This window comes from Nocardia elegans NBRC 108235 (assembly GCF_001612845.1).
GTDB classification, from domain to species: Bacteria; Actinomycetota; Actinomycetes; order Mycobacteriales; family Mycobacteriaceae; genus Nocardia; species Nocardia nova.
Genome location: NZ_BDBF01000039.1, coordinates 13,948 through 30,244 on the forward strand (window position 1 = coordinate 13,948; position 16,297 = coordinate 30,244).

14 protein-coding genes, 1 tRNA gene and 1 pseudogene are annotated in these 16,297 nt (G+C 68.0%); 13 read left to right on the plus strand and 3 right to left on the minus strand.

The window, feature by feature from the left end; all coding sequences use genetic code 11:
* The first annotated feature begins 53 nt into the window (after positions 1-53).
* The 4 genes from NE2_RS25145 to NE2_RS37280 all read left to right on the plus strand — a co-directional run bounded on the left by NE2_RS25145 (position 54) and on the right by NE2_RS37280 (position 4,446).
* Positions 54-1,019, plus strand: coding sequence for an ABC transporter ATP-binding protein (locus tag NE2_RS25145; protein ID WP_030516614.1), 966 nt, complete (start codon positions 54-56; stop codon positions 1,017-1,019).
* Positions 1,019-1,780 carry an ABC transporter permease gene (locus NE2_RS25150; RefSeq protein WP_063030002.1) on the plus strand — a complete coding sequence of 254 codons (762 nt, stop codon included), beginning with the start codon at positions 1,019-1,021 and terminating at the stop codon, positions 1,778-1,780. Before NE2_RS25145 ends, NE2_RS25150 begins: the two co-directional genes overlap by 1 nt.
* Before the next feature lie 307 nt (positions 1,781-2,087).
* On the plus strand, positions 2,088-3,278 hold the full coding sequence (locus tag NE2_RS25155; RefSeq protein ID WP_233429874.1) for an RNA-guided endonuclease InsQ/TnpB family protein: 1,191 nt from the start codon (positions 2,088-2,090) through the stop codon (positions 3,276-3,278).
* A 403-nt stretch (positions 3,279-3,681) separates the two neighbouring features.
* Positions 3,682-4,446, plus strand: coding sequence for an adenylate/guanylate cyclase domain-containing protein (locus NE2_RS37280; RefSeq protein WP_036525326.1), 765 nt, complete (start codon positions 3,682-3,684; stop codon positions 4,444-4,446).
* A 12-nt stretch (positions 4,447-4,458) separates the two neighbouring features.
* Here the strand turns inward: NE2_RS37280 and NE2_RS36430 are convergent, their stop codons facing one another.
* Positions 4,459-4,611: a CG2302 family histidine operon protein gene (locus NE2_RS36430; protein ID WP_167332006.1), complete on the minus strand. Its 153-nt coding sequence runs from the start codon at positions 4,609-4,611 to the stop codon at positions 4,459-4,461.
* Between the two features lie 269 nt (positions 4,612-4,880).
* On the opposite strand from NE2_RS36430, the gene NE2_RS25165 reads away from it, so the two are divergent.
* The 9 genes from NE2_RS25165 to NE2_RS25200 all read left to right on the plus strand — a co-directional run bounded on the left by NE2_RS25165 (position 4,881) and on the right by NE2_RS25200 (position 14,463).
* Positions 4,881-6,596 carry an acyclic terpene utilization AtuA family protein gene (locus tag NE2_RS25165; protein WP_063030006.1) on the plus strand — a complete coding sequence of 572 codons (1,716 nt, stop codon included), beginning with the start codon at positions 4,881-4,883 and terminating at the stop codon, positions 6,594-6,596.
* Positions 6,548-7,744: an acyl-CoA dehydrogenase family protein gene (locus tag NE2_RS25170; RefSeq protein ID WP_063030008.1), complete on the plus strand. Its 1,197-nt coding sequence runs from the start codon at positions 6,548-6,550 to the stop codon at positions 7,742-7,744. Before NE2_RS25165 ends, NE2_RS25170 begins: the two co-directional genes overlap by 49 nt.
* Entirely contained in the window at positions 7,741-9,345 is a 1,605-nt protein-coding gene (locus NE2_RS25175; protein WP_063030010.1) for an acyl-CoA carboxylase subunit beta, read from the plus strand. Before NE2_RS25170 ends, NE2_RS25175 begins: the two co-directional genes overlap by 4 nt.
* Before the next feature lie 8 nt (positions 9,346-9,353).
* Positions 9,354-11,375 (plus strand): acetyl/propionyl/methylcrotonyl-CoA carboxylase subunit alpha, encoded by a 2,022-nt coding sequence (locus NE2_RS25180; protein ID WP_063030012.1) that lies wholly within the window; start codon positions 9,354-9,356, stop codon positions 11,373-11,375.
* A gap of 23 nt (positions 11,376-11,398) precedes the next feature.
* Positions 11,399-12,559, plus strand: a complete 1,161-nt coding sequence (locus tag NE2_RS25185; RefSeq protein ID WP_030516607.1) for an acyl-CoA dehydrogenase family protein — start codon at positions 11,399-11,401, stop codon at positions 12,557-12,559.
* A 112-nt stretch (positions 12,560-12,671) separates the two neighbouring features.
* Positions 12,672-13,460, plus strand: coding sequence for an enoyl-CoA hydratase family protein (locus NE2_RS25190; RefSeq protein WP_063030083.1), 789 nt, complete (start codon positions 12,672-12,674; stop codon positions 13,458-13,460).
* A 7-nt stretch (positions 13,461-13,467) separates the two neighbouring features.
* Positions 13,468-14,082 (plus strand): TetR/AcrR family transcriptional regulator, encoded by a 615-nt coding sequence (locus NE2_RS25195; RefSeq protein ID WP_063030014.1) that lies wholly within the window; start codon positions 13,468-13,470, stop codon positions 14,080-14,082.
* 84 nt (positions 14,083-14,166) lie between these two features.
* Entirely contained in the window at positions 14,167-14,304 is a 138-nt protein-coding gene (locus NE2_RS36435; protein WP_167355071.1) for a hypothetical protein, read from the plus strand.
* A gap of 86 nt (positions 14,305-14,390) precedes the next feature.
* Positions 14,391-14,463: transfer RNA gene (locus NE2_RS25200), tRNA-Glu, on the plus strand.
* A gap of 57 nt (positions 14,464-14,520) precedes the next feature.
* Here NE2_RS25200 and NE2_RS25205 read toward each other — a convergent pair.
* Both NE2_RS25205 and NE2_RS25210 read right to left on the minus strand, forming a co-directional pair.
* Positions 14,521-14,984, minus strand: a pseudogene (locus NE2_RS25205) (glycosyltransferase family 39 protein); the annotation flags it as partial.
* Between the two features lie 20 nt (positions 14,985-15,004).
* On the minus strand, positions 15,005-16,276 hold the full coding sequence (locus tag NE2_RS25210; protein WP_233429877.1) for a bifunctional glycosyltransferase family 2/GtrA family protein: 1,272 nt from the start codon (positions 16,274-16,276) through the stop codon (positions 15,005-15,007).
* Positions 16,277-16,297: the final 21 nt, after the last annotated feature.

Sequence of the window (16,297 nt, forward strand, 5' to 3'; positions counted from 1 at the left end):
TCGCGACCTGTGAGCGATGGTCGCGTGCCGTTTTCTCGGGAAGACTGGTGCCCATGATCGAATGCAGAGGTCTTACCAAGCGCTTCGGTGCGACCGTTGCCGTCGAGAACCTGTCGTTCACCGTCACCCCCGGCAAGGTGACCGGGTTCCTCGGCCCGAACGGCGCCGGTAAGTCGACCACCATGCGGATGATCCTCGGCCTGGATCAGCCCACCGCCGGGACGGCGTTCATCCAGGGCAAGCGCTACCGCGAGCTGGATCATCCGTTGCGCACGGTCGGTGCCCTGCTGGATGCCAAGTGGGTCCATCCGAACCGGTCGGCTCGCTCGCATCTGCGCTGGATGGCCGCCACCAACGACATTCCGGCCGGCCGGGTCGAAGAGGTGCTGCGGCTGGTGGGCCTGACCGAGGTGGCCAACAAGAAGGCCGGTGGCTTCTCACTCGGCATGTCGCAGCGGCTCGGCCTGGCCGGGGCGCTGCTCGGCGATCCGCCGGTACTGCTGTTCGACGAACCGGTCAACGGCTTGGACCCCGAGGGCATTCTGTGGATCCGGCGGTTCATGCAGCGGTTGGCCGCCGAGGGGCGCACCGTGCTGGTGTCGAGCCATCTGCTGTCGGAAATGGCGCAGACCGCCGACCATCTGGTCGTGATCGGGCGCGGCAGGCTGATCGCCGACACCGACACCAAGGATTTCATCGCGAAGTCGTCGGAATCGACCGTGCGGGTGCGCAGTCCGCAGCTGGACGAGCTGCGCAGCCTGCTCACCTCGAACGGGATGACCGTGCGCGAGGACGGCAGCGCGGCCGACCGGGAAGGGGCGATCGACACCGCCCCCGCCCTGGTGGTGGTCGGGGAAACCAGCGACGCCATCGGCAAATTGGCGGGCGCGAACAGCATCACCCTGTATGAGCTTGCGCCGCAACAGGCTTCGCTCGAGGAGGCGTTCATGCGGATGACCGGAGGTGCGGTGCAGTACCACGGTGAGGGCATCGAGCAGGCGATGGGAGGTGCGCTCTGATGGGTGTCGTCACCGCGGAGCGGATCAAACTCACCTCGACCCGGTCGCCGTGGTGGTGTTCGGCGATCGTCGTGGCGCTGGGCCTGGGCATGGCCGCTCTGTTCGCGGCCGTATCGCGGGCGAGTATGGGCCACGAGAACGAAACCACGCTGACCACCGCCGGCGCCACGGTCGGTGTCTCCGGATTCGGCGTCATGGTCCTGATGATCATGGCCGCCCTCACCGTGACCAGTGAATACCGTTTCGGCATCATCCGGACCACGTTCCAGGCGACCCCGAACCGATCGCTGGTCCTCACCACCAAGGCCCTGCTGACCGGCGCCTACGCGGCGGTGCTGACCTTCGTGCTGGGCATGCTGGCCTATCTCATCGCGAAGCCGCTGGCCGGCGATGCGGGGCGGCAGATGAGTCTGAGCTCGGACGCCGATTGGCGCGCGCTCTACGGACTGGCGATCTATGCCTTCCTGGCGGTGGTCCTGTCGGTCGGCATCGGCGCCCTGGTGCGGCAGTCGGCCGCGGCGATCTCGCTGATCGTGTTGTGGCCCTTGCTGATCGAGACGTTGCTGGGTAGTTTCGGCAGCTTCGGCCGCACCGTGCAGCCGTTCCTGCCCTTCGCCAACATCAACCGGTTCCTCGGCGAGGACACCTCCTCCGCGGCGCACTGGCACTGGGGGCCGTGGGGCGGACTGGTCTACTTCGTCGTCTTCGTGCTGGTCGTCTTCGGTGCCGCGCTGATCGTGGTCGATCGCCGCGACGCCTGATCCACAACCTCATACCTGCCCGCTCCCGGGCGTTCACCCTCGCGTAGCCCGGGAACGGGAGGGCGGTCCTGTCGGGGGACTGCTATCCCGGTCACAGCCGCCACTGCCCGGCGAATGTGACGATCACCGGCCCGATGTGCAGCCGTTTCGCGCTGTGCATCGGGCCGGTGTGCTGTGTGCAAAGCCTTCGTTGCCTGTGAATACGCACTGTCGTGTTGGGGGCCGGTGATTAGTGGGGAGGGCGGCACGACGGGCCGGCGCAGCGATGCACCGAAGGTGTATTACCTTGTGCTGTATTGTATTTCGTGTGGCGGAGGTCGTGCGGTACACGTATCGGTTGCGCCCCGGCGCCGTCGCGGAGCGGGTGCTGATCTCTGAGTGGCATCGGTGCCGATTCCTGTGGAACGAGGCGGTGCACCAACAGAGAACCGGCTCGAAACCGACTTTCGGCCGGTTGTCGAGGATGCTAACCGAGGCGCGTGCCCGTAACACCTGGCTGAGGGAAGGCTCTCAGGTCGCGCAGCAGCAAACTCTGCGAGATTTCGCGCGTGCTCTTGGTCACTCGTTCACTGTGAATGGGCGCGGTAGGCCGGTGCGTAAGTCCCGCAAGCATTCATTGCCGTCGCTGGAGTACACCACGCGCGGTTTCTCGGTCACCGACGGTCGGCTCCGATTGCCTGGCAAGGTGTTGATTCCGATCGTATGGTCGCGTGAGCTGCCGTCCGAGCCGACGTCGGTCCGGGTCTATTGCGACTCGCTGGGGCACTGGTACGCCTCGTTCGTGGTGCGCCGTGAGGTCAGGCCCATGCCGTCCGCGACGGGCACGATCGGTATCGATTGGGGAGTCTCCACAACCGCGACCACAACCGATGCCGCCTATGATCTGCCTTACGGCGGCCACCGAAAGCGGTGCGCCGCTGAACTCGCTCGTGCGCAACGCAAAATGGCTCGGCGCCGACGGCCGCGCGGCCACAGCCCGAGCAATGGCTATCAGCGGGCGCGGCGGGAGGCGGCCCGTCTGCACAAGAAGGCGGCGCGGCAGAATGTGCATGCAGCGCGGGTGTGGGCTCGGCGGATTGTTGCTGACCACCACACGATCGCAGTTGAGGATTTCAGGCCCAATTTTCTGTCCCGCTCCACGATGGCGCGAAAGGCGGCTGATGCCGCGATCGGGATCGCGAAACGGGAGGTGATCGAGCGTGGCAAGCGGGCGGGCCGGAAGGTGGTGCTGGTTCCGCCTGCCTATACGACGATGACCTGCGGGAGCTGTGGTGCGAGAGCCAAGCAGCGGCTCGCGTTGGATGAACGTGTGTTCCGGTGCGGTGCTTGCGGGCACATCGCCGACCGGGACCGCAACGCCGCCCGAGTGATTCTGGCGGCCACGGTAGAGCTCGACCGTGCCAGTGATGACGATGTAAGACGTTGGTGTCCTCCCTTCGAGGTCAGCGATGCTGTCCGAGCTGAAAATCCCCCGGCCTCGACCGTGGGGAAGAGTTAATGGCTACGCTCGGGATGTGAGCGAAAGACCTTCCGGCGACGGCGAAAACGCGTCCCGCGCAGCCCGTCCCGGAGATGCGCGAGACCGCACGGGCGGTTCGGGGTCGCGTCGCAACGGCACCGCCGGTAGGCGGGGCAAAAGGGGGACCGGTTCCGGTGCGGACAACCGTCGAAACGGCGAGGCAGATCGTCGAAACGCCCAGGCCGATCGTCGAAACGCTGAGGCCGAGGCCGGCGACACGACACGAGCCGATACGGTGCTGCCGGTCGACCGGCCCGAATCCGGGGTCGATCCCGGGCTCGATCCGGATGTCGAGATTGTGATTCCGCTCACGTCGGCCGACGAGGCCGAATCTCGCCTGCGCTCGTTCGGCCGGCGTCGAACCGATCAGCTGTCCTCGTTGATGGCCGCGGCCAATCAGCGGGCCGACGTCATCGGCGTGATTCGCAAGGCGCGCGAGAGCCTGCCCGGCGATCCCGCATTCGGCGACCCGCTGTCGCTGTCCGGCCCCGGCGGCGCGCGGGCGGTGGCTCGCGCGGCCGACAAGATCGTGGGCGACAATCCCAGTGCGGCCAAGGAACTGGGTCTGGGCGCGCTGCAGGTCTGGCAGGCGATGCTGGAGCGTGTCGGCCGCGGTAAGGGCAATGCGGAGATCACGGTGGTCTTCACCGACCTCGTGGCGTTCTCCCGTTGGTCGCTGTCTGCCGGTGACGAGGCGACGCTGGAGCTGTTGCGGCGGGTGGCGAGGGCCATCGAACCGCCGATCGTCGATCGGGGCGGTCAGGTCGTCAAGCGCATGGGCGACGGGGTGATGGCGGTCTTCGCCTCCCCGGACAGTGCCGTGCGCGCGGTGCTGACCGCGAAGAAGAATCTGGACCGGGTCGAGGTGGCGGGATATCGGCCGCGCATGCGGGCGGGCCTGCACACCGGGACGCCGCGCGAGATCGGCGGCGACTGGCTGGGCGTGGACGTCACCATCGCCGCGCGGGTGATGGAAGCCGGCGGCAACGGCAATACGATGATCTCGGAGACCACGCTCGAAGCGCTGGAGCCGAGCACACTCGAGGAACTCGAGGTCGCGGCCAAGCCCTATCGGCGCAGCATGTTCGCCGCACCGCTCAACGGCGTTCCGGAGGGGATGCGCATCTTCCGGCTCGCCGGAGATTAGACGCCGGGCGGTCTACCACCATGTGACCACGCCGACGACCGCGAGGACCGCGCAGACGCCCAGCATCACCGACAGCACCCGAGAGTTCTTCCACATGGTGAAGGCGCCGCCGACCAGGAATCCGGCCACGGCCAGCAGGAGTACGACGATCACGGAATTGGACACCCTGCCATCTTGCCCGGCGGCTCGCGGACCTCGGGCACCGGCCGGTTCCGCCGGTCCGCGGTAGCCGCCGGGCAAGCCGGCGGTACGGTTCGCGGTGTACCCGATCGGGCCACGTTCGGGCCGGTCGCGCGGCGCCGCGCCGTGTCTACCTGCGGTTTCCCCAATTAACAAGCACGCAGGCTTGATTTTTTCCATACCCGATGTGACCCTGGAACCCGACGCAGCGAAGGCGCTGCGGCAGGCACGTCGCATGAGGAGGCGCCGCGCAGATGACGAGTCTCGGCGCCGACCCGGAGGTCCTCCGGATCGGCAACTGTTCCGGCTTCTACGGCGACCGGTTGAGCGCGATGCGCGAGATGCTCGAGGGCGGGCAACTCGACGTGCTCACCGGTGACTATCTCGCCGAACTGACCATGCTGATCCTCGGCCGCGACCGGATGAAGGATCCGGCCCTCGGCTATGCCAAGACCTTCGTGCGGCAACTCGAGGACTGCATGGGCCTGGCTCTCGAACGCGGCGTGCGCATCGTCGCGAACGCGGGCGGACTCAATCCGGCCGGATCGGCGCAGCGGATCGCTGAGGTGGCCGACAAGCTCGGCCTCACACCGAAGATCGCCTACGTCGAAGGTGACGACCTGTTGCCGCGCGCCCAGGAACTGGGCTTGGGCGCACCGCTCACCGCCAACGCCTACCTCGGCGCGTGGGGTATCGCCGAGGCGCTGAACGCGGGGGCCGATATCGTCGTCACCGGCCGGGTCACCGACGCCTCCGTGGTCGTCGGACCGGCGGCCGCCCACTTCGGCTGGGCCCGAGACGATTTCGACGCCCTCGCCGGTGCGGTGGTCGCCGGGCACGTCATCGAATGCGGCACGCAGGCCACCGGCGGCAACTTCGCGTTCTTCACCGAGATCGAAAATCTCGACCGGCCCGGCTTCCCGATCGCCGAGGTACGCCGCGACGGCAGCAGCGTCATCACCAAACACGCGAACACCGGTGGCGCGGTCACCGTCGACACCGTCGAAGCGCAGCTGATGTACGAGATCCAGAGCGCGCGCTACGCCGGACCCGACGTTACCGCCCGCCTCGACAGCATCCGGCTCGCCGCCGACGGTGACGACCGAGTGCTGATCAGCGGCGTGACCGGTGAGGCGCCGCCGCCGCGGCTGAAGGTCTCGCTGAACACCCTGGGCGGCTTCCGCAACGAGATGACGTTCGTGCTGACCGGACTCGACATCGAGGCCAAAGCCGCACTGGCGCAACGGCAGTTGGAAAGCTGGCTGCCGGTGCGTCCGGCCGAACTCGACTGGTCGCTGTCGCGGCTGGATCGTCCCGATGCCGAGACCGAGGAGCAGGCCAGCGCGCTGCTGCGCTGCGTGGTCCGCGATCCCGACCCGAACAAGGTGGGACGCGCGTTCTCCAGCGTCGCAGTCGAATTGGCGCTGGCCAGCTATCCCGGCTTCACCATGACCACACCGCCCGGAAACGGTGCGCCCTACGGCGTCTACACCGCGGGCTATGTCGACGCGGCCGAGGTCGCGCACACGGCGGTGCTCCCCGACGGCTCGCGCGTGGCGATCGCCCCGCCCGCGCAGACCCGGGAACTGGACGAGGTGGCCGAACCCGAGCTGCCGCAGCCCCTGCCGCCCGGTGAAACCCGCCGGGTCCCACTGGGTTCCATCGCTCTCGCCCGCAGCGGTGACAAGGGCGGAAACGCCAATATCGGGGTCTGGGTACGCACCGACGACCAGTGGCGCTGGCTGGTGCACACCCTCACCGTCGACACGCTGCGGGCGCTGCTGCCGGAGACCGCGAAGCTCACCGTCACCCGGCACGTCCTGCCGAATCTGCGCGCGGTGAACTTCATCGTCGAGGACCTGCTCGGCCTCGGCGTCGCCTACCAGGCCCGATTCGATCCGCAAGCCAAGGGACTCGGCGAATGGCTGCGGTCCCGCCACCTCGACATACCTGTGGAGTTACTACCGTGACCAGTGTCTGGGAGACGCCGGAGCGGCGTGAATTACGCGCTACCGTACGAGGTTTCGCCGAGCGCGAGGTGCTGCCCTTCCTGGACGAGTGGGAGCGGGCCGGCGAGATCCCCCGCGAACTGCACAAAAAGGCGGGCGCGCTCGGACTGCTCGGGATCCAGTTTCCGGAGGCGGTCGGCGGCGCGGGCGGCGACGGCATCGACGCCGCGATCGTGGCCGAGGAGATGCACTACGCCGGCTGCTCGGGCGGACTGTTCGCATCCCTGTTCACCTGCGGTATCGCGGTGCCGCACATGGCCGCGTCCGGCAACGCCGAACTGATCGAACGCTGGGTGAAGCCCACCCTGGCGGGGGAGAAGATCGGCTCACTGGCCATCACCGAACCCGGTGGCGGCTCCGACGTCGGCCACCTCACCACCAGCGCGGTCCGCGACGGCGACGAGTACGTGGTCAACGGGTCGAAGACCTTCATCACCTCCGGCGTGCGCGCCGACTACGTTGTGACGGCCGTGCGCACGGGCGGGCCCGGCGCCTCCGGTGTCTCGCTGCTGCTGGTGGAGAAGGACCGGCCCGGCTTCACCGTCAGCCGCAAGCTGGAGAAGATGGGCTGGCTGGCCTCCGATACCGCCGAATTGTCCTATGTCGACGTACGCGTGCCGGTGTCGAATCTGGTGGGCGCGGAGAACTCCGGATTCGCCCAGATCGCACAGGCTTTCGTCAGCGAGCGGGTAGGGCTGGCGGTGCAGGCCTACGGGCATGCGCAGCGCTGCCTGGATCTGACCCTGCGGTGGTGCCGCGACCGCGAGACCTTCGGCCGTCCGCTCATCAGCCGGCAGGCGGTGCAGAACACGCTGTCGGAGATGGCGCGCCGCATCGACGTCGCCCGCGTCTACACCCGGCATGTGGCCGAACGCGCGGCGGACGGGGAAACCGATCTGATCGCCGAGGTGTGCTTCGCCAAGAACACCGCGGTGGAGACCGCGGAATGGGTTGCCCACCAAGCGGTTCAGTTGTTCGGCGGCCTGGGCTACATGCGCGAATCCGAGGTGGAGCGCCACTACCGCGATGTGCGCATCCTCGGCATCGGCGGCGGCACCAACGAAATCCTGACCAGCCTCGCGGCCAAGCGATTGGGGTACCGATCTTGAGCACTCTCCGTACAGCCATCGACCCGGATTCGGCGGACTACCGCGCCGCCGCCGACGCCATGACCGAGAAATTGGCCGAGGTCGAAGCCGAATACGCCAAGAACATCGCGGGCGGTGGCCCGGACAAGATGGCGCGCCACCGCAAGCGCGGCAAGCTCACCGCGCGCGAGCGCATCGAACTGCTCATCGACGAGGATTCGCCGTTCCTGGAACTGGCGCCGCTGGCCGCCTGGGGCAGCGAATTCCACGTGGGCGCCTCGGTGATCGCCGGAATCGGCATCGTGGAGGGCGTCGAATGCATGATCGTCGCCCCGGATCCGACCGTGCGCGGCGGCACGTCGAATCCGTGGACGCTGCGGAAGAACCTGCGCATGAACGACATCGCGCTGGAGAACCGGCTTCCGGTGATCGGCCTGGTGGAATCCGGCGGCGCCGATCTGCCGACGCAGAAGGAGGTGTTCGTCCCGGGCGGTCGCATGTTCCGTGACCTCACCCGACTCTCCGCGGCCGGAATCCCCACCATCGCATTGGTTTTCGGCAACTCTACCGCCGGCGGCGCCTACATTCCCGGCATGTCCGACTACACCGTCATGATCAAGGAACGCTCCAAGGTGTTCCTCGGCGGTCCGCCGCTGGTCAAGATGGCGACCGGTGAGGAGTCCGACGACGAATCGCTTGGCGGAGCCGAGATGCACGCCCGCACCTCGGGTCTGGCCGACTATCTCGCCGCCGACGAACAGGACGCCATCCGGATCGGCCGTTCCATCGTGCGACGGCTGAACTGGCGCAAGACCGGACCCGCCCCGCGACCGCGCGCCGAGGTGATCGAACCGCTCTACGATTCCGAGGAACTGCTCGGCATCGTGCCCACCGACCTGAAGATTCCGTTCGACCCGCGCGAGGTCATCGCCCGGGTGGTGGACGGATCCGATTTCGACGAATTCAAACCGCTCTACGGTTCCAGCCTGGTGACCGGCTGGGCGGAGCTGCACGGCTATCCGGTCGGCATTCTCGCCAACGCCCGCGGTGTGCTGTTCTCCGAGGAGGCGCAGAAGGCCGCGCAGTTCATCCAGCTGGCGAATCAGTCGAACACCCCACTGCTGTTCCTGCACAACACCACCGGCTACATGGTGGGTAAGGAATACGAGCAGAAGGGCATCATCAAACACGGCGCGATGATGATCAACGCCGTCTCCAATTCGAAGGTGCCGCATATCTCGCTCCTGATGGGCGCCTCCTACGGGGCCGGGCACTACGGCATGTGCGGGCGCGCCTACGATCCGCGCTTCGTCTTCGCCTGGCCCAGTGCGAAATCCGCCGTCATGGGCGGTGCGCAGCTCGCGGGCGTGATCTCCATCGTGGGCCGGGCCGCCGCCGAAGCACGCGGCCAGGCGTTCGACGAGGAGGCCGACAAGGGCATGCGCGCGATGATCGAGGCCCAGATCGAGGCCGAATCGCTGCCGATGTTCATGTCGGGCCGGCTCTACGACGACGGCGTCATCGACCCCCGCGACACCCGCACGGTATTGGGAATGGCGTTGTCGGCCATCCACAATGCCCCGATCAAGGGCGCCGAGGGCTTCGGCGTCTTCCGGATGTGAGGTCTGAGATGACAGTAGGGCCGATCACGAACGTCCTGGTCGCCAACCGCGGGGAGATCGCCCGTCGGGTGTTCGCGACCTGCCGGCGCATGGGCGTCGCCACGACCGCGGTGTATTCCGACGCGGATGCGAACGCACCGCATGTGGCCGAGGCCGATGCGGCGATCCGGCTGCCCGGCAACACCCCCGCCGAGACCTATCTGCGCGGCGATCTGATCATCGAAGCCGCCCGTGCCGCGGGCGCCGACGCGATCCATCCCGGCTACGGCTTCCTCTCCGAGAACGCGGAATTCGCGCGTCAGGTGATCGATGCGGGCCTGGCATGGGTGGGCCCGCCGGTCGCGGCCATCGAGCAGATGGGTTCGAAGGTCGAATCCAAGAAGATGATGGACGCCGCGGGCGTTCCGGTGCTGGCCGAACTCGATCCGGCCGAGGTCACCGCGGACATGCTGCCCGTGCTGATCAAGGCGTCGGCCGGAGGTGGCGGGCGCGGTATGCGTGTGGTCCGCTCGCCGGCGGACCTGCCGGAACAGCTCGAGGCCGCCCGGCGCGAGGCCGAATCGGCCTTCGGCGATCCGACGGTGTTCTGCGAGCGCTACCTGGAAACCGGCCGCCATATCGAGGTGCAGGTGATGGCCGACACCCACGGCCGGGTCTGGGCGGTGGGCGAGCGCGAATGTTCCATTCAGCGGCGGCATCAGAAGGTCGTCGAGGAAGCGCCGTCGCCGCTGGTGGAGCGGGTCGACGGGATGCGGGAGCGGTTGTTCGAGGCGGCTCGTCTCGCCGCCGAGGCGATCGGCTACGAGGGTGCGGGCACGGTCGAATTCCTCGCCGACGAGCAGGGCGATTTCTTCTTCCTGGAGATGAACACCCGCCTGCAGGTGGAACATCCGGTCACCGAATGCACCACCGGGCTGGATCTGGTCCGGCTGCAGCTACAGGTGGCGCAGGGCTACCGGCTGCCGCAGGACCCGCCGCCCCTGCGCGGCCACTCCATCGAGGTGCGGCTGTACGCGGAGGATCCGGCGCACGACTGGCAGCCGCAGAGCGGCACGGTGCATCGCATCGAATTCGCCCCGGGTACAGTCGAATTCGCCGTGCTGTCCGAGCCCGGTCTGCGGCTGGACTCCGGTGTGGTGGACGGTTCGGCGGTCGGGGTGTTCTACGACCCGATGCTGGCCAAGGTCATCTCCTACGCCGACACCCGCGAGGAAGCGGCGCATCTGCTGGCGACCGCCTTGCAGCGGGCCCGCATTCACGGTCTGGTCACCAACCGCGACCTGCTGGTCCGGGTACTGCGCCATCCGGCCTTCCTCGCCGGTGATACCGATACCGCGTTCTTCGCCACGCACGGACTGGAAAACCTTGCCGCGCCGCTGGTTTCGGCGGACGACGAGGCGCTGTCCATCGTCGCGGCGGCGCTGGCGGACGCGGCCGCCAACCGAGCGCGGGCGCGCGTCGGCGCGGGGCTGCCCAGCGGATGGCGCAATCTGCCCTCGCAGGCGCAGAGCAAGTCCTACGAGAGCCGGGTGTCGGGGACGCACGAGGTGCGCTACCGCCTGACCCGCTCCGGGCTCGAGGTCGAGAGCCATGCGGGACTCGAACTGATCGAGGCCACACCGGATGTCGTGGTCCTGGGTGTGCCCGGCGAGCGTGGCTCGGTGCGGCGACGGTTCGAGGTCGCTCGCTACGGCGACCTGGTGTCCGTCGATTCGCCGCTCGGCCCGGTCGCGGTGCGCCGGCTCCCGCGCTTCTCGGACCCGGCCGACCAGGTCGCCGAGGGGTCGTTGCTGGCGCCGATGCCGGGTTCGGTGATCCGGCTGGGCGCCGAGGTCGGCGCCGCCGTCGAGAAGGGACAGCCGATTCTCTGGCTCGAGGCCATGAAGATGGAACACACCATCGCCGCCCCGGCGGCCGGTGTGCTCACCGAACTGAATGTGGTTGCCGGACAACAGGTCGACGTCGGCGCCGTGCTGGCGGTCGTCCACGCCGAAACCACCTCCGCACCGGCCGAAGTCACCGCCGGATAGCCGCCCACAACAGGAGAATTTCCATGAGTTTCATCGAAACCGACGAACAGAAGCAGTTGCGGGCCGCCGTCGCCAAGCTCGCCGCGAAGTACAACTACCGCGACTACGTCTCCGCGAAGGCGCGCCGCAACGAACCGCTGGACGAATTGTGGGACGAGGCCGGCAAACTCGGCTTCCTCGGCGTGAACCTGCCGGAGGAGTACGGCGGCGGTGGCGCTGGAATCTACGAGCTGGCGCTGGTGATGGAGGAACTGGCCGCCCAGGGCGCCGGCCTGCTGCTGATGGTGGTCTCGCCCGCGATCTGCGGCACCATCATCACCAAGTACGGCACCGAGGAGCAGAAGCAGTACTGGCTGACCAAGCTGGCCGACGGCTCGTCGAAGATGGTGTTCGGCATCACCGAACCCGACGCCGGCTCCAACTCGCACAACATCACCACCACCGCGCGGCGCGACGGCGGTGACTGGATCCTGAACGGCCGCAAGATCTTCATCTCCGGTGTGGATCAGGCCGAGGCGGTGCTAATCGTCTCGCGCACCGAGGATTCCAAGACCGGCAAGTTGAAGCCGGCCCTGTTCATCGTCCCGACCGATACTCCCGGCTTCCAGAAGAACCGCCAGGAGATGGACATCATCGAGCCGGACAACCAGTTCACGCTGTTCCTCGACGATGTGCGGCTGCCCGGCAGCGCACTGGTGGGCCAGGAGGACGCCGCCATCGCGCAGCTGTTCGCCGGTCTGAATCCCGAGCGCATCATGGGTGCGGCGATGGCGGTGGGCATGGGCCGCTACGCCATCGACCGGGCCGTCGAATACGCCCGGGAGCGGCAGGTCTGGAAGACGCCGATCGCGGCGCACCAGGGCATTTCGCATCCGCTGGCCCAGGTGAAGATCGAACTCGAACTGGCCAAGCTGATGATGCAGAAGGCCGCGGTCCTCTACGATTCCGGCGACGACTTCGGTGCCGCGGAGGCCGCCAACATGGCGAAATACGCCGCGGCGGAGGCGAGCATCAAGGCCCTGGATCAGTCCATCCAGACGCACGGTGGTTCGGGCCTGACCGCGGATATCGGCCTCGCGGGCATGCTCGGCGCCGCCCGGATCGCGCGGGTAGCGCCGGTGAGCCGGGAAATGATCCTGAACTTCGTCTCCCAGCATTCGCTGGGCCTGCCGAAGTCGTACTGAGCGGCGCCCTGTCCGGGCCGCCCCTGCGCGGCCCGGCGGAGACATACCCACCCGAACCGGACGAGGAGGAACGCACGTGAGCGAAACCACCGGCACCGAAACCGGTACCGAGATCACCGAAACCGGCGGCACCGAAACGCCTTTCGTGCGATACGAGGTGCGCGACGGCTTCGCGGTGCTCACGCTGGATTCACCGCACAATCGGAATGCGTTGTCCTCGAAGCTGGTTCGGGAGCTGCTCGACGGACTGCGCAAGGCCGGCGCCGACGAGCAGGCCCGCGGGGTGATCCTCGCCCACACCGGTAATACGTTCTGCGCCGGCGCGGATCTCAAGGAGGCGCTCGACGCCGATCCGGCCGCGGCCGCCGATATCCGCACCGGGTGGATGATCGACGTGCTGCGCGGCATCGTCGAACTGCACAAGCCGGTGGTCGCGCAGGTCGACGGCAATGTACGTGCGGGTGGGATGGGTATCGTCGGCGCCTGCGATATCGCGGTCGCCGGACCGTCGAGCAGTTTCGCGCTCACCGAGGCACGGCTGGGCCTGGCGCCGTTCATGATCTCGCTCACACTGCTGCCGCGGCTGACCTCCCGGGCCGCCGCCCGCTACTACCAGACCGGAGAGACCTTCGACGCGGCCGAGGCCGAGCGGATCGGGTTGATCACCGTCGCGGCCGCCGATGCCGCCGCCGAGGTGGCCCGCCTGTGCGGCGAACTGCGCAAGGGGTCCCCGCAGGGGCTGGTCGAAAGTAAGCGGCTGGTGAATGCGTCCATCGTCGCGGAATTCGATCGCACCGCCGATGAGCTGGCCAAACGTTCCGGCAGTTTCTTCGGCACACCCGAGGTGATCGAGGGGATGACGGCCTTCTTCCAGCGTCGCCCACCCAGCTGGGCAGAATGAACCGATCATGACCGCATCGCACGAACCCAAGCAGGACCGCAGCCGGGCCACCCGTCAGCGATTGCTCGAGGCGACCATCGACTGTCTGGCCGAAATGGGCTGGGCGGCGGCCACTGTCGCGGTGGTCGCCGAACGGGCCGGGGTCTCGCGCGGGGCGGCCCAACATCATTTCCCCACCCGGGAGGATTTGATCACCGCCGCCCTCGAGTACATGTTCGACACCCGGATGGCGCAGTCCAAGGCCGAGGCGGCGGCCGTGACCGAGGTGGCGCAGGGCGTCGGCCGCACCGAGGCGGTGGTGGCGCAGCTGGTCGAGTCCTATACGACTCCGCTGTTCAAGGCGGCGCTTCAGGTGTGGACCCACGCCGCGGCGGATCCGGTGTTGCGCGAACGCATCGTGCCGCTGGAGGCCCACTTCGGCCGCATCTCGCATCGCCTGGCGGTCGAGGCCCTCGGCGTCGACGATTCCGACCCGGTCGCCCACCACCTCGTGCAGGCCACCCTCGACATGGCACGCGGCCTGGGCCTGGCCGACGTCCTCACCGACGACTCGGTCCGTCGCAAGCAGATCGTGCACCAATGGGCGGCGACCCTGCACATGGGGTTGCACACCCCGCACTGACCCATGCCCGCCGGTGGGAACAGCGCCGCGCCGCGCTACCGTAACCGGACAAATTCATCGGATATCGAGCGAGGGGAATCGATCATGGATTCGGGTTCTGCGGCAGCTCTGGAAGGTATTCGGCAGGGATATCTCAACGGCGACCCGGTGGCGACCGCGCTGTTCATTCCGTTGTTCTTCATCGCCGGAATCTTCGGACTCATCCAGGGCAAGCCGTTCTGAGATCGACGGTATGTGAACACCGGATTTGGTGCCGCCGCCCGGGACCGATAAGCTGACCGGGCTCCGGTTCCCGGAGCGAAGTTCTCGGCCCCGTCGTCTAGCGGCCTAGGACGCCGCCCTCTCAAGGCGGTAGCGCGGGTTCAAATCCCGTCGGGGCTACAACAACGCGATGCCCGCCCTCTTTCGAGGGCGGGCATTGTCGTTTCCGGAGCACAGGACCAGCAGCGCATCCGGATTGTCGAACCGGAACATCAGCGCCGCCACCGGTGTCACGGCGAGCACCGCGCCCGCGAGCAGACCGGCCGCCGGCCCGAACGGCCGGCGCACCGTCGCCCACAGCAGCGCGACCGCGCCCACGCCCATCAGCACCTGCGGCACCAGCAGGCTCCAACTGGACAGCCCGAACACCCGCACCGCCAGATCCATCGGCCACAGGGCGGCCGGGGTCTTGTCCACGGTGATCGCGTTCGCGGCATCCGAGGAACCGAAGAGGAAGGCCTTCCACGACACCGAACCCGCTTGTGCCGCAGCGGTATAGAAGGAATTCGCCCACCCGTTGGCACTCAGGTTGCACAGGTAGGCGACGGCTGTCGTGAGCAGGAGCGCGGTCAGCGCCGGCCGCTCCACCCAGGCCGGTCCGGAGCCGGCGAGGGCGGGGCGGCCGACGCGTCCGGGGACATCGGCCGGATGAGGGTGGTGGTCACCGCGGTTCCGGCGAGGCCTGTGCCGTCGGGATGTCCTCGACCGCGATGTCCTCGACGGCGCTGCCGGCGACCGCGTTGCGGAAAACCCAGCGCAGTCCCACGAATCGGGTCAGCGTCGCCACCAGGTTCGCGACCACCAGCACCAGCAATTCCACGTGCACGGACGCGTCCGGCGCCCACCGGTGCAGGGCGAACAGCGAACCACTGGTCAGCCCCCAGGCGAAGGTGAAGATCAGCAGGCCCTGGAAGTGATGGGAGACCGCGTTGCCCGAGCCGCGCACGCCGAAGGTGAAGGCGCGGTTCGCCGCGGTGTTGGCGACCGCGGTGATCAGCAGGGCGGCGAAGTTCGCGGGCTGGGCGCCCACCACGGCCTGCAACATCACGTACAGGAGCATGTAGGCCAGGGTGGAGAGCACACCGATGATGCCGAAGCGCACCAGCTGCCCGACCATGCCCAGCGGCACCCCGTCCACCAGCGGTTCCCGCCCGATGGCGGCGCGCAGCTCGTTGATCGGCAGCGCGCCGGTGGCCAGGCCGCGGCCCACCCGCCACACGCCGAGCAGATCCTTGCGGGCGGTGTCGACGATGTCCACGCGGCTGTCCGGATCGTCGATCCAGTCCACCGGCACCTCGTGGATGCGCAGCCCGGCGCGTTCGGCGATCACCAGCAATTCGGTGTCGAAGAACCATTCCCCGTCCTCGACCAGCGGCAGGATCCGGCGCGCCACATCGGTGCGCATCGCCTTGAATCCGCACTGGGCGTCGGAGAACCGGGCCTGCAGCGAGGCTCGCAGGATCAGGTTGTAGCAGCGGGAGATGATCTCACGTTTGGGGCCGCGCACCACGCGTGAGGATTTCGCCAGCCGGGTGCCGATCGCCAGATCGGAATGTCCGGAGACCAGCGGGGCCACCAGCGGCAGCAGGGCGTTGAGGTCGGTGGACAGGTCGACGTCCATATACGCGACGACCTGTGCCTTCGAGGCCTCCCACACCGCACGCAGCGCGCGCCCGCGGCCCTTGCGGTCGAGGTGGACGACCTCGACCTCGGGCAGCTCCTCGGCGAGTGCGCGCGCCACGGCGAGCGTGGAATCGGTGGAGGCGTTGTCCGCCACCGTGATTCGGGTCGAGAAGGGAAATCCGTCACGCAGGAAGGCGTGCAGCCGGCGGACACATCCGGCGAGATCGCGCTCCTCGTTGTACACCGGGATCACGACCTCGAGCACCGGTGTGCGCGTCGAGTCGGGGGTGGTGGCCGCCTGGAACGCCATCGCTGTCTCGGTCATGATCCC

Excerpts from the sequence above, each read along its gene's own strand:
- NE2_RS25150 (WP_063030002.1), top strand. The coding sequence starts at position 1,019 with ATGGGTGTCGTCACCGCGGAGCGGATCAAACTCACCTCGACCCGGTCG.
- NE2_RS36435 (WP_167355071.1), top strand. The coding sequence starts at position 14,167 with ATGGATTCGGGTTCTGCGGCAGCTCTGGAAGGTATTCGGCAGGGATAT.
- NE2_RS37280 (WP_036525326.1), top strand. The coding sequence starts at position 3,682 with ATGGCCGCGGCCAATCAGCGGGCCGACGTCATCGGCGTGATTCGCAAG.
- NE2_RS25195 (WP_063030014.1), top strand. The coding sequence starts at position 13,468 with ATGACCGCATCGCACGAACCCAAGCAGGACCGCAGCCGGGCCACCCGT.
- NE2_RS25185 (WP_030516607.1), top strand. The coding sequence starts at position 11,399 with ATGAGTTTCATCGAAACCGACGAACAGAAGCAGTTGCGGGCCGCCGTC.
- NE2_RS25145 (WP_030516614.1), top strand. The coding sequence starts at position 54 with ATGATCGAATGCAGAGGTCTTACCAAGCGCTTCGGTGCGACCGTTGCC.
- NE2_RS25165 (WP_063030006.1), top strand. The coding sequence starts at position 4,881 with ATGACGAGTCTCGGCGCCGACCCGGAGGTCCTCCGGATCGGCAACTGT.
- NE2_RS25180 (WP_063030012.1), top strand. The coding sequence starts at position 9,354 with ATGACAGTAGGGCCGATCACGAACGTCCTGGTCGCCAACCGCGGGGAG.
- NE2_RS25170 (WP_063030008.1), top strand. The coding sequence starts at position 6,548 with ATGGCTGCGGTCCCGCCACCTCGACATACCTGTGGAGTTACTACCGTG.
- NE2_RS25210 (WP_233429877.1), bottom strand. The coding sequence starts at position 16,276 with ATGGCGTTCCAGGCGGCCACCACCCCCGACTCGACGCGCACACCGGTG.